The organism is Corallococcus macrosporus, assembly GCF_017302985.1.
GTDB classification, from domain to species: Bacteria; Myxococcota; Myxococcia; order Myxococcales; family Myxococcaceae; genus Corallococcus; species Corallococcus macrosporus_A.
This window is the reverse complement of record NZ_JAFIMU010000004.1, coordinates 858,605-871,130: the sequence shown is the minus strand read 5'-3', so window position 1 is coordinate 871,130 and position 12,526 is coordinate 858,605. Positions and strand designations below refer to the sequence as shown.

Sequence of the window (12,526 nt, the reverse complement as noted above, 5' to 3'; positions counted from 1 at the left end):
GCCATGGCGGACATCCCCAACCTGGAGACCCTGCGGGGGCAAATCGAACGCATCGACGAGGACATCCTCGATGCGCTCCAGCGGCGCATGGCCCTGGCCGACGACGTGGCGCGCGCCAAGCTGGTGACGGCCTGGCCCTTCCGGGACCCGCAGCGCGAGGACCTGCTCCTGCGCAAGCTGCGCGGCCGGGCAGCCGAGCGCGGCCTGGATCCACACGAGGTCGAACGCCTCTATCGCGTCATCCTGGACATGTCCGTGGCCCGGCAGCAGGCGCTCGTGACCCGGCTGGACACCACGCCCCTGCGCGTGGGCTACCTGGGCGTCGAGGGCTCTTACAGCCACCTGGCCGCCCGCCAGCGCTACGGCCACCGTCCGGGCGGCGTGCTCCTCACCGGCTTCGACAGCGCCCGGCAGGCCGTGGAGGCCCTGAAGCGCGGCGAGCAGGACCTGCTGCTGCTGCCCATCGAGAACACCACCGCCGGCAGCATGAACGAGACGTACGACGTGCTCGCCGCGGGCGACGCCGTCATCACCGGCGAAGTCGTGAGCCAGGTGGACCACCGGCTGCTGGGCGTGAAGGGCGCGAAGCTGGAGGACCTGCGCGAGGTGCTGTCGCATCCGCAGGCGCTGGCGCAATGCGAGGACTTCCTGCGCACGCACGTGCCCGGTGCCCGCGCCGTGCTGGGGCCGGACACCGCCGTCGCCGCGCAGATGGTCGCGGACCGCAACGACCCCACCGTGGCCGCCATCGCCAGCGAGTCCGCCGCCAGCCGCTTTGGGCTCGTGGTGCTCGCCAGCGACCTGCAGCCCGGCTCGGACTTCACGCGCTTCGTGGAGGTGGCGCGCCAGCCCACGCCGCTCGCGCCGGACGTGCCGTGCAAGACGTCGCTGCTCGTCGTGCTGGAGCACCGCCCGGGCGCGCTGGGCCAGGTGCTCCAGCGGCTCACGCAGCGCGGGGTGAACCTCTCCAAGCTGGAGTCGCGCCCCATCCCGGGCGCGCCGTGGCAATACCGCTTCTACCTGGACGTGGAGGGCCACGCCGCGTCCGCCGCCGTGACGGCCGCGCTGGACGACCTGCGTCCGCTCACGTCGTCGCTGCGCGTGCTGGGCACGTACCCGCGAGCGGAGCCACTCGATGGCTGACGCCGCCCCCCGCCGCATCGCCTTCCAGGGCGAGCGCGGCGCGTACGGCGACGAGGCCACGGGCGCCTTCTTCGGCGCCTCGGTGACGCGCATCCCCTGCCCCACCTTCCGCGACGTCTTCGAGGCCGTGGCCCGGGGCTCGGTGGACGGCGGCGTCGTCCCCATGGAGAGCGCGCTCGCGGGGCCGGTAGCGGAGGTGGTGGACCTGCTGCTGGAGTTCACCCCGCCCATCGCCGGTGAGCTGCGCCTGCGCGTGCGCCACTGCCTGCTCGCGCCGCCGGGCCGCACGCTGGAAGGGCTCACGCGCGCGCTGTCCCATCCGCAAGCGCTGGCGCAGTGCGGAGCCTGGCTGCGCAAGCACCACCTCCAGCCCGTGCCCGAAGCGAACACCGCCGTCGCCGCGCGGCGCGTGGCACAGGAGGCGCTGGAAGGCACGGCGGCCATCGCCAGCCGGACCGCGGCGGAGCTCTACGGCCTCACGGTGCTGGCGGAGGACATCGCGGACTCGCCGGACAACGCCACGCGCTTCCTCGCGGTGGGCACGGCCGTGCCGCCGAACCTGGGCCCGCGCTGGAAGACGTCGCTGGTGCTCACGCTCGACAACGGCCCCGGCGCGCTCGCGGGCGTGCTCTCCGCCTTCGCCTCGCAGGGGGTGAACGTCGCGCGGCTGGAGTCGCGGCCCGGCGGCGTGCGCGCCTGGGACTACCGCTGGTGCCTGGACGTGGACGGCGCGGAGGACTCCGCGCCGGTGAAGTCTGCCCTGTCCCAGGCCCGGAGCCTGTGCACGTCGCTCCAGGTCCTGGGCAGCTACGCCATCAGCGGCTGACGGCCGCGGCCTTGGCGCCCGCCTGCGTCCCGTCGCCGTTGCGCACGGCCTCCGTGTACGCGGCGCGCACGATGTTCGTGTAGCGCTGGAGCGCGCCCAGCTGCTCCAGGCGCAGCGCCTGCGGCCCGTCGCACAGCGCCTTCTCCGGCGTCGGGTGGAAGTCCACCAGCACCATGGACGCGCCCGCGATGAGTCCCTGGCCAATCGCGTGGAAGATGTCCGGCAGCCCGTCCGGCGGGGCCTCCGCGCGGCCAATGGCGTGCGACGGATCCACGCACACCGGCATGCGGGTGAGGCGGCGCACCACCGGCACGTGCGCGAAGTCCACCATGTTGCGGTGCGGGTCACCCAGGTGCGTCTTCACGCCGCGCAGGCAGAAGACGATCTTCGGGTTGCCCTCGCTCGCCACGTACTCGCACGCGTTGAGGGACTCCTCCAGCGTGATGCCCATGCCGCGCTTGAAGAGCACCGGGAAGGTGCGCTGCTGGCCAATCACCTTGAGCAGCTCGAAGTTCTGCGCGTTGCGCGTGCCCACCTGGAGCATCACGCCCGTGGGGTTGCCCGCGTTCTTCAGCGCGTCGTTGATCTCGTCGATGTGGCGCGGGTGCGTCACCTCCATCGCGATGACCTTGATGCCGTGCTTGCCCGCGGACTCGAAGACGTAGGGCAGGCACTTCGCGCCCAGGCCCTGGAACTCATACGGGTTGGTGCGCGGCTTGTAGGCCCCCATGCGCGTGGTGGTGATGCCGCAGCGGGCGAGCGCCGCCATCATCGCGTCCACGCTCTCCGGCGAGTCCACCGCGCACAGGCCGGCGAAGAGGTTCACCGAGTTGTCGCCGAAGGTGACGCCGTTGTACTCGAAGCTCGCCGTGGTGCGCTGACCGCCGTGCCGCCCGATGATGCGGTACTTCTGCGAGACGCGGACCACCTGGCGCACGCCGGGCAGCTGCTGGAACGGCTCCAGCGGCACCTGCGCGGTGGAGCCCAGCAGGTACAGCTCCGTGATGGTGGACTCGGCGCCCTGGACCACGTGGGCACGCGGGGTGACGCCCTCGTACTGCGAAGCGAGTTGGAGGACGGCGTTCACGACGGATTCCGGGGAATCCGGCTCGAGCATCACGATCATGCGAAGGGTTCTCCTGGTGGGGGGGCCGCTCGGTATTCAACACCGGCGTCCCGCCCTTTCCCTCCGCTTTTGTAAAATTTCGATGCCAGCGGCCTCAGGAGGAGGCGGGGCGCAGCCGGGTCGCCAGCTGGGTGTAGTGCTCCCGCTGGGTAGGGTCGCCCAGGTGCTCCCAGACGTCCGCCAGGGCCTTGGCCGCCTCCACGTAGGCGGGGGACAGCTCCAGGGCCAGCTCGAAGACCTGGCGGGCCAGGCGGTAACGGGCCTTGTCCGGACGCCGGCCCTGGGTCAGCAGCGTGTTACCCAGGGAGTAGACCTCGATGGCGGCGGCCTCGCGGTAGCCGGGGGTGGGGTTGTGTTGAACCGCCCGCTCCATCAGGAGGGCGGCGGCCTCCGGCTCACCCAGCGCCAGTTGGCAGAGCGCGGCCTCACGCAAGGGGTCCGCCGCGGTCGGGTCCAGCTCGATGGCGCGCTGGAAGCCCTTCAGGGCCTCCTCGGTGCGCCCCAGCTGCTTGAGCGCGAACGCCTTGGCGGTGAGCGCGGGGAAGTGGCGTGGATCCACGGCGAGGACCTGATCAAACGACTGGACCGCGGCCTCGTGGTTGCCGGCCATGGAACGGTGGACGCCCTCGTTGAACGACGCCAACAGCAACGACCTGGACATCTTCGGTTCCCCCATCGGACAGGGTGCACAAGGCCGCGAGCTTCCGCGCGGCCCGAAAGGCGCAAGCCTGTCACCGGGGGCCCACGCCTCGCAAAGGTGCGCGCCGAGCCGGGCTGATGGCATCCATCGCGATCCGCTGATGACGCATGCGGCCTCCCACCGGACGCCCCTTTCCGCCGTCTGGAATTCGCCACTGTCCGCGATGGCCCCACCTGCGCTAGGTCGCGATGCCAGTCCGGGTGGACTCCTCCGCGAGGCTTGCATGCTGGTGTTCGAGATCGTCATCGCGCTGCTGGTGGGAGGTGCAGGGCTGGCGGCGCTGTCCCGTCGGCTGGGCACGCCCTACCCCGCGCTGGTAGCGCTGGCGGGGGCGGTGCTGGCGCTCATGCCGTGGAGCCCGGAGCTGGTGCTGGATCCGGAGCTGGCGCTCACGCTGTTCGTCGCACCGGTGCTGCTGGACGCGGCGTTCGACGCGTCTCCTCGCGACCTGCGCGCGAACTGGCGGCCGGTGGCGGGGCTCGCCCTGGGCGCGGTGGTGCTCACGGTCATCGCGGTGGCGCTGGCGGTGCGCTGGATGGTGCCCGCGATGCCCTGGGCCGCGGCCATCGCGCTGGGCGCCATCGTCGCGCCTCCGGACGCGGCGGCGGCCACGGCGGTGCTCAAGCAGCTCAAGCCCCCGCACCGGCTGCTCGTCATCCTGGAGGGCGAAAGCCTCTTCAACGACGCGAGCGCCCTGCTCATCTACCGGCTCGCGCTGGGCGCCGTGGCCGCGGGCGGCGTGATGGGCTGGAGCGCGGTGCCCATGCTGCTGGTCGTCATGGTGGGCAGCGTGGTGCTGGGCGTGGTGCTGTCGAAGGTGAGCCTGCGCATCAACCTCTTCGTCGAGGACGTGGCCACGGCCGTCATCACGCAGTTCGGCAGCACCTTCGCGGTGTGGATCCTCGCCGAGCGGCTGCACCTGTCCGGCATCCTCACGACCGTCGTCTACGCAATGACCATCTCCCGCACGGCCTCCACGCTGACGCCCGCGCGGATCCGCATCCCGTCCTACGCGGTGTGGGAGGTGGCGACGTTCGTGCTGAACGTGCTGGCCTTCGTGCTCGTGGGCTTCCAGCTGAAGACCATCGTCGCGCGCTTCGACCGGGAGACGTGGCTGCAGTACACGGCCATCGCCGCGGTGGTGACGGTCGCGGCCATCCTCGCGCGCTTCGCGTGGGTGATGGGCGCGGGGGCCGTCACGCGCTGGAGGCAGCGCAAGTCGAAGTCCAGCCCCGTCACGCTCTCGCGAGGCGCGGCCGTGCTGGTGGGCTGGTGCGGGATGCGAGGCATCGTGACGCTGGCGGCGGCGCTGGCGCTGCCCACGGGGCATGACGGGGTCGCCGCCTTCCCCTACCGGGACCTCATCCTCTTCACCTCCTTCTCCGTGGTGCTGGGGACGCTCGTGGTGCAGGGCATGACGCTGCGGCCCCTGATGTCGCGGCTGAAACTGGACGACGACGGCGAGGTGGACCACGAGGTGCGGCTCGCGCGTGTGGAGACGCTGCGCGCGGGGCTGGAGGCCACGCAGGACGCCCCGGGCACGGAGATGTCCGTCCTGGTCCGGCGGCGCTACGAGTTGCAGCTGCGGCGCGCGCGGCAGCTCCTGGAGGAGCACTCGCTACCGGGCATGCCGGCCCCGGCGGGCCCCAGCTCTCCCTGGGGTCCGCCCACCGCGGACGCGGAAATGGTGCGCACCTCCATGGCTGCGGGGCGCAAGCGGCTGGCGGACCTCCGGGCCAACGGCACCATCGGGGACGCGGCGTTCCAGGTGGTGGAGCAGGAGCTGGACTGGTCGGAGCTCGACCTGCAGCAGATCCTCCGGGCGGAGTCGCCCGAGTAGGCCGCCCTATCCGCGCGCTTCCTCTTCCATCGCGGCGAGGAACCCGGTGGTGAAGTCCGGGTAGCGCGGCGTCCAGCCCAGGGCCTCCAGCTTCGCGGCGCTGATGGCGCGGTCGCCGCGCAGCGACTCATGCATCGACGCGAGCGGCACTCGCGGCGGCATGGGAAGGCCCAGACGCTGGCAGAGCCAGGAGGCCGTCTCCTCCTGTGTCGCGGGGCGGCGGTCGGCCGCGCAGTAGATCTCGCCAGGGCCGCCGCGCTCCAGCACCACGCGCACCACCTCCACCAGGTCGTCCACGTGGATGCGCGACAGCCGTCCCCCACCCGACTCCGGGATGCGCAGCGTGCCCGCCTTCAGCCGTCCGGATGTGCCGCGCCCCGGGCCGTAGATGCCCGCGATGCGCAGGACGCTCGCGCCCAACGGGAGGAACAGGCCCTCCGCCTCCAGCCGCGCACGCGAGGTCGCGGAGGCCGTGTCCACCGGCGTGGCCTCATCCACGTGCCCGCGAGCGGAGCCGTAGACGCCCGTGGAGGACAGGTAGACGAGCCGCGACGGACGCGCACCGCCCAGCGCTTGCGCGAGGTGGGCATCCAACCCCGCATCGGGTGGAACGGAGTCCACGACGTGCGCGCCCGCGGCTCGCGACAGCGCCTCTTCCATGGACACCACGCGAACCCCGGCCGCCTCCAGCACCGCGCGGCGGGACGCATCCCGGGTCGTGGCCAGCACCTCGCGGCCCGCGCGGGCCTCCGCCACCGCGAACCGCGTGAGCGTGTAGCCACAGCCGAGCAGAATGAGCGGAGCGGTCATGCCCTCCGCGATACCGGGCAACGGCCGCTCCGTGCAAGGCCCGGCACCAACGTGAACGGCCCTCCTCCCGTCATCCGGAAGAAGGGCCGTCGTCTCACGTCTTCAAGGCCGGCTCTAGAACTCCGCGCTCGCGCGAGGGTCGATGATGCCGCACTCCTTGATCTTGTAGAGCAGCGCCTTGTAGCTGATGCGCAGCTTGCCGGCGGCGCGGCGCTTGTTCCAAGCGGTGCGCTGGAGCATCGCGAGGATGGCCTCACGCTCCGCGAGCATCGCCGCGCGCTTGCCGATGTCCTTCAGCGACAGCTCCCCGGCCGGAGGCGGCGGGGGCGGAGGCTGGGGCGCATCGAACGGATTCGCGTAGCGCTGCGGCGTCACGGCGTTGAACGGCGAGGCCTCCGCCACCGGAGCGGGCGTCAGCATCACGCCACGCGCGGGCATCTCCAGCACCTGCACGCCGGAGTTGGAGACCGCCGCATGGGAGACGGGCGGCGCCGCGAAGACGCGGGCGGACTCTTCCACATGGCGCGACGGAGGCGGGCTGAACTCGTCCCCACCGCCGAACGACGTGGGCAGCGACGGCGCGCTCGCCGGAGCACGGCCACCGGCGTGGATTTCGTCCAGCACCAGGGTCGGATCCTTCAGCACGCACAGCCGGCGGACCATGTTCTCCAGCTCGCGCACGTTGCCCGGCCACTCGTAGTCGCTGAACGCGTGGAGCACCTCGGAGGGCAGCTCGGACACGTTCGTCATGAAGCCCTTGCCGTACTTCTTGAGGAAGTGGTCGGTGAGCGGCACCACGTCCTCCCGGCGCTCGCGCAGGGGCGGCAGGCGGATGGCCACCACGTTGAGGCGGTAGTACAGGTCCTCGCGGAAGTTGCCGAGCGCGATCTCCTTCTCCAGGTCGCGGTTCGTCGCCACCACCACGCGGCTGTCCACGCGGACGCTCTTCTTGCCACCGACGCGGAAGAACTCCTCGTCCTGCAGCACCTGGAGCAGCTTCGCCTGGAGGCGGATGGCCATCTCGCCAATCTCGTCCAGAAAGATGGTGCCCTGATCCGCCAGCTCGAACTTGCCCGGCTTCTCCGCCGTGGCGCCCGTGAAGGCGCCGCGCTCGTGGCCGAACAGCTCGCTCTCCAGCAGCTCACCCGGCAGCGCCGCGCAGTTCACCTTGATGAACGGCCGGCCATGGCGCTGGCTGCGCGCATGGATTTCGCGGGCAATCACTTCCTTGCCCGTACCGGACTCACCCAAGAGCAGCACCGGCACGTCCGTGTCCGCGATGCGCTCCACCAGCGCACGCGCGCGGCGCATGGCCGGCGACGTGGAGATGAGCACGCGAGCCTCGGCCGCGGCCTCCGCGGGCGTCAGCACCACGCGAGGCGCGGGCGCGGTCGCCTGACGCTCCGGCACGCGGGTCCCCAGGGCGCGCGCGAGCACGTCCTGCAGCTCGTCGTTGCCAAAGGGCTTCGCCAGATAGTCGGACGCGCCCATCTTCAGCGCGCGCACCGCGTCGTCGGCGCCGGACAGCGCGCTCAACACGATGACCGGGGCCGTGCCACCCGTGCCGCGGTAGCGGCGGAGCACCTCCAGGCCACTCATCTCCGGCATCACCACGTCCAGGAGCACCGCGTCGAACGAGCCACCGGAGAGCATCTCCAGCGCCTGCGAACCGCTGGACGCACAGCGCACCTGGTACCCCGAGCTGCCCAAGAGCTCGGACAGGAACGTGCGCACCGACTCCTCGTCATCCACCACCAGCACCGCGATCCGATCCATCCCCACGCCTCCGCTCGCCCTGTGCATCAAACCCTCGTGAACTGAATCAAACCGACATCAAGCGGGCTGGACCGGCCGCCCGCCGAATCTCGCGTGTACGCCTCAAGGTCTGCAGTGCCGCGCCCAGCAACTGGGTGGGAGCCCCCACCGTGTCCGGGAAGCTCACCGCCCCCAGCTCCAGCGCCGTGCGCACCACGCGACCCTCCATCTGGAAACGGGCGGCCTCGAACCGGGCCTCCACCCGCGCCAGCACCTCCGGCACCGCCTCCGCGGGCGTGCCCGGCAGCAGCATGGCGAACTGACTGTCGCCCACCCGCGCCACCGCGTCGGCCTCGCGCACCGTCTGTCCCAGCACCACCGCGCTGTAGACGAGCAGCCGCTCCGCCATGCTCTTGCCGTGCTCCTTGCGAAGCGCGCTCCACCCCGTCACCTCCGCCGCCACCACCGAGAAAGTCCCGCCGTAGCGCTCCGTCCGGCGGGCCTCCAGCCCGATGAGGGCCAGCAGGAACGGCCGGTTGTAGAGCCCCGTCACCGGGTCATGCAGCGCCAGCGCCGTGCCGGCCTCTTCACCCGCCGCCGCGCGCTCCACCGACTGCTTCAGCCGCATCTGCGCGTGCAGCTTCATGGACAGCTCCGCGCCATCCACCGCGCGCGGCACCACGTCCACGCACTGGCCCTTCTCCACGCAGAAGCGCCACGCGTCCCGGTCGTGCGAATCCACCAGGTACATCATCGGCACCGTGCCCTTGCCCACCTGGCGCAGGCGCCGCGCCGTCTGCACCGCCGCGTAGTCCGGCGGCTGCGCGGCCAACAGCACCGCGTCCGGGCGGATCACCTCGAAGAGGGGCACCGCCGCGTCGAAGCGCGTCAGGGGCACCACGCGGAAGCCCGCCTCCCCCAGGAGCGCCCGGGTGCGCTCCAGGTCCTCCGCACGCGGCTCCACCAGCAGCACCGTAGGAGGCTGGCCCGACTTTCCCGCTCCCTTGCGCTTCACACCCACCGCCGTGCCCTCCCTTCCAGCATTTTCTGCCCCGCCACCCTGCCCGCCTGCCCAGATTTACAGCCCCGCTACTTTCGCGCCCTACGTATCCCCTTGGATTTCTTAGGGGAGGGCACTTCGTTACCCATCCTGGCCCACGGTTTTAGCAATGGGTATGCCATTCATCACCTCGCGGATCCGGGCTTCCAACCCCTCCGCGTCCACGCGGTGCTTGAAGGCGGGCACGCCCTCGATGAGGACCACGGGGATGTCGTAACGCCAGGCCTCGAAGAGGTCCGGGCTCTGGAGGATGTCGGTGACGTAGAGCTCGAACGACAGCCGGGTCTGTACCTCCTCGGCCACGGCGAGGGCCTTCACGCAGAGGGAACACCCGGGTTTCGAGTAGATATCGACTCGCATGCGTTGCAGGATGGGCGCTCGATGCGCGGCGTGTGTGGTGATTTTTCGACGATGCCCCTCAAGGACCTGGTCGTCCACCTCGGGAATCGCCGGGCCACCGGCACCCTGAACGTGGAGCGGGGAGACGTGCGCAAGCAGCTCCTGCTTCGCGACGGGCACGTCATCACCGCCAGCTCCAACCAGCCGCGCGAGTACTTCGGCCAGTTCCTCATCAACCAGGGGCACCTGACGGAGGACCAGCTGGAGCGCGCGTTCGCCACGCAGGCGGAGACGCACATCCTGCTGGGGAAGATCCTCATCATGACGGGCACGGTGACGGAAGCCACCGTGCGCACCACGCTCTCCCACAAGTTCCGGGAGATGCTGCTGGACGCCTTCACCTGGGAGGAAGGCGGCTTCGACTTCCGCGCCACGGACGCCGCGCCGGAGCTGGAGGGCCTGGACGTCAGCGTGGACCTGCTGGACGTCAGCCGCGAGGGCGAGTTCCGCGAGACGGCGTGGCAGGCCATCCGCGCGGTGTTCCCTTCCGGCGGCGTGCGCCTGGAGGTGGACGAGCGCAAGCTGACGGACCGCAAGGCCGGCAGCATGGACGAGCGCATCGTGCAGTTGGCGAAGGACGGTCTGAGCATCGACGGCATCGCGCTGGCGCTGCACGCCACCGACTTCTTCCTCTACCAGCGGCTGTACGCGCTCTACCGGCAGGACGCGCTGCGCGTGTCCGACGAGGCTCCCCTGCCCGCGCCGGAGCCCGGCTCGCACACCGTGGTGGTGGTGGAGGACGATGACGACGACCTGAATGCGGGCGGCGTCATCGGCTCGGAGTCGTCTTCCGACGAGGTGCTCCAGGCCGCGCAGCTCTTCCTGGACGCGGGCAACCTGCGCGACGGCGAGGCGCTGGTCCGGCGCGCGCACGAGATTGCCCCCACCGAGCACACCGCGAAGCTCCTGCGCGACGCGGAAGGCCGGCTGCTCGCGGAGCTGCGCAAGGCGCTGATGGAGCCGTCGCGGGTGCCGGCGCTGATGGTGACGCCCGCGCACCTGAAGACGCTGCCGCTCACGTCACCGGAGCGCTACCTGCTGTCGCGCATCGACGGGCGGCGGGACGTGGCGGCCATCGTGCACGTGTCGCCCCTCCAGGAGCTGGAGGCGCTGAAGTTCTTCCAGGGCTTCGTGGACACGGGGCTGGTGAAGCTCACCCCGCGTCCGCTGTCCTGACGGCCGCGCTCAGTGCTTGCCGGCGGCGCCCGCGGGGGCCGTCAGCTCCACCGGCGCGGGGATGCGCTCCAGCGCCAGGCGCAGGGCCTCGCGGCCCAGATAGGAGCCGCGGATGCGCCACTTGGGGTCGTTCACGATGAGGGCGGCCACGGCCACGCGCGGGTTGTCCTTGGGCGCGAAGCCGACGAACCACGAGTAGTCCCGGAAGGGCTCGCGGTCCGCGAGCGTGCCCGTCTTGCCCACGGCGTCCTTCACCTGGAAGCCGCGCTCGCGGAAGACGCCGCGCGCGGTGCCGTGGGTGACGGTCTCCTCCAGCATCCGCGTCAGCTCGTGCGCGGCGGTGGGCGTGAGCACGGGCTCCGGCTCCGGCAGGGGCATGAAGGGCTCCGGCTCCACCAGCACGGGGTCCACCCAGCGGCCGTCGTTGGCGGCGACGGCGGCCAGGAGCGCGCCGTGCAGCGGGGACAGGTACACGTCGCCAAAGCCCGCGCCGGTGTTGGCGAGCGCGAAGCCGTCCTCCGGGATGTACGCGAGCGACACGTCCAGCGGCTGGGCGAAGGGAATCTCGCGGTTGAAGCGCAGGCGCGCCGCCATGCGCTTGAGGGCGTCCGCGGAGAGGTGCTTGCTGGTCATCTTGGCGAAGATGACGTTGGCGCTCTTGCCCATGGCCAGGGCCAGCGAATAGCAGGCGCCGTCGCGCTCGGTGTCCTCCAACTGCCGCTCGTTCAGCCGGCGCTTGCCGCCGTGGAAGCACGCCTCGGTGTCGGGTGACACGCCGGCCTCCAGCAGCGCGCTGCCGGTGACGATCTTGAAGATGCTCGCGGCCGGGTACACCGCGCGCACGGGCAGCCCGCGCAGCTCCGGCTTCGCCTCCGAGTGCTCCGCCATCGCGAGGACGCGGCCCGTGGAGGGCTCCAGCACCACCGCGGCGCCGTAGGGCACCTGGTAGTTCTGCATGATCTTCGTGAGCGATGCCTGGAGGCCCGGGTCGATGGTGAGCACCTGATCCGGCGCGCTCTTGCCGCCCTTCACCACCAGCTTGTTGCCCTCCAGCTTCGCGCGGGCCACCAGGTCCTGCGCGCGGGGCAGCCCCTGGAGCTTCGCGAACGGCGGCGCCTTCTCCCGCGAGGGCACCGGCATCGGAGGCACCATGCCGGGCTCCAGCGCGGCAGTGTCCTTCGCGGCCAGCGCCTCCGCCAGCGCGCGGGCATCCACCGGACGCGTGTCCGTGCCCTGCCCGGCGGAGGTCGCCTCCGCACCCGCGAGCGCGGGCGAGGCCGGAGCCTGCGACGCGGTCGCGCCGTTCGCGGCCGAAGCGGCGGGGGCCTGCGAGGCCGTGGCGCCGCTCGTGGACGGAGCGGCCGCAGGAGCCTGCGCGACGCTCGTGGCGGTCCCGGCGTCCTGCGCAGCCGCCTGGGCACGCTGCTCGGCCTCCACCTTCTCCACCAGCGTGCGGGCGCCAACCGGGCCCGCGTCCGTGCCGAGCGCCGTCACCGCTTGCGCCAGCGTCTGGGCATCGGACTGGGCGGCGGCTGACGGCGCGGGGGGCACGTCCGTCCCCGGCGCGGAGGCGCCCAGGAGCAGCGTGAGGGGGAACAGCGGCAGGGCGGCGAGGAGGCGGCGCTTCGTCATGCTTCGGGGCTCTCCTTGGGGGGCAGGGAGCAGACCGCCGGGATCCTAGTCGCTGAGGG

11 protein-coding genes are annotated in these 12,526 nt (G+C 71.7%); 4 read left to right on the top strand and 7 right to left on the bottom strand.

Annotated elements, in window-relative coordinates; translation table 11 throughout:
• The first annotated feature begins 3 nt into the window (after positions 1 to 3).
• Together pheA (JYK02_RS08775) and pheA (JYK02_RS08770) are read left to right on the top strand one after the other, a co-directional pair.
• Complete coding sequence (gene pheA / locus JYK02_RS08775) at positions 4 to 1,143, top strand: prephenate dehydratase (RefSeq protein ID WP_207050441.1); 1,140 nt, start codon at positions 4 to 6, stop codon at positions 1,141 to 1,143.
• On the top strand, positions 1,136 to 1,969 hold the full coding sequence (pheA, locus tag JYK02_RS08770) for a prephenate dehydratase (protein WP_207050440.1): 834 nt from the start codon (positions 1,136 to 1,138) through the stop codon (positions 1,967 to 1,969). The genes pheA (JYK02_RS08775) and pheA (JYK02_RS08770) overlap by 8 nt, the downstream gene beginning before the upstream one ends.
• Here pheA (JYK02_RS08770) and JYK02_RS08765 read toward each other — a convergent pair.
• Together JYK02_RS08765 and JYK02_RS08760 are read right to left on the bottom strand one after the other, a co-directional pair.
• A complete protein-coding gene (locus tag JYK02_RS08765) occupies positions 1,959 to 3,095 on the bottom strand; it encodes a 3-deoxy-7-phosphoheptulonate synthase (RefSeq protein WP_207050439.1) in 1,137 nt (378 codons plus the stop codon). The genes pheA (JYK02_RS08770) and JYK02_RS08765 overlap by 11 nt on opposite strands.
• Before the next feature lie 94 nt (positions 3,096 to 3,189).
• Positions 3,190 to 3,756, bottom strand: a complete 567-nt coding sequence (locus JYK02_RS08760; protein ID WP_207050438.1) for a tetratricopeptide repeat protein — start codon at positions 3,754 to 3,756, stop codon at positions 3,190 to 3,192.
• Positions 3,757 to 4,018: 262 nt separating this feature from the next.
• Between JYK02_RS08760 and JYK02_RS08755 the strand changes: the two genes are divergently transcribed.
• Entirely contained in the window at positions 4,019 to 5,635 is a 1,617-nt protein-coding gene (locus tag JYK02_RS08755; RefSeq protein ID WP_207050437.1) for a cation:proton antiporter, read from the top strand.
• Positions 5,636 to 5,641: 6 nt separating this feature from the next.
• Here the strand turns inward: JYK02_RS08755 and JYK02_RS08750 are convergent, their stop codons facing one another.
• From JYK02_RS08750 to JYK02_RS08735, 4 genes are all read right to left on the bottom strand, one after another.
• Complete coding sequence (locus JYK02_RS08750) at positions 5,642 to 6,445, bottom strand: NAD-dependent epimerase/dehydratase family protein (RefSeq protein ID WP_207050436.1); 804 nt, start codon at positions 6,443 to 6,445, stop codon at positions 5,642 to 5,644.
• A 114-nt stretch (positions 6,446 to 6,559) separates the two neighbouring features.
• A complete protein-coding gene (locus tag JYK02_RS08745) occupies positions 6,560 to 8,221 on the bottom strand; it encodes a sigma-54-dependent transcriptional regulator (protein ID WP_207050435.1) in 1,662 nt (553 codons plus the stop codon).
• A 46-nt stretch (positions 8,222 to 8,267) separates the two neighbouring features.
• Positions 8,268 to 9,221 (bottom strand): diguanylate cyclase domain-containing protein, encoded by a 954-nt coding sequence (locus JYK02_RS08740; RefSeq protein ID WP_207050434.1) that lies wholly within the window; start codon positions 9,219 to 9,221, stop codon positions 8,268 to 8,270.
• Between the two features lie 120 nt (positions 9,222 to 9,341).
• Positions 9,342 to 9,620: a glutaredoxin family protein gene (locus JYK02_RS08735; RefSeq protein WP_207050433.1), complete on the bottom strand. Its 279-nt coding sequence runs from the start codon at positions 9,618 to 9,620 to the stop codon at positions 9,342 to 9,344.
• A gap of 21 nt (positions 9,621 to 9,641) precedes the next feature.
• Between JYK02_RS08735 and JYK02_RS08730 the strand changes: the two genes are divergently transcribed.
• A complete protein-coding gene (locus tag JYK02_RS08730; RefSeq protein WP_207050432.1) occupies positions 9,642 to 10,835 on the top strand; it encodes a DUF4388 domain-containing protein in 1,194 nt (397 codons plus the stop codon).
• A gap of 9 nt (positions 10,836 to 10,844) precedes the next feature.
• Here the strand turns inward: JYK02_RS08730 and JYK02_RS08725 are convergent, their stop codons facing one another.
• A complete protein-coding gene (locus JYK02_RS08725; protein WP_207050431.1) occupies positions 10,845 to 12,467 on the bottom strand; it encodes a penicillin-binding transpeptidase domain-containing protein in 1,623 nt (540 codons plus the stop codon).
• Positions 12,468 to 12,526: the final 59 nt, after the last annotated feature.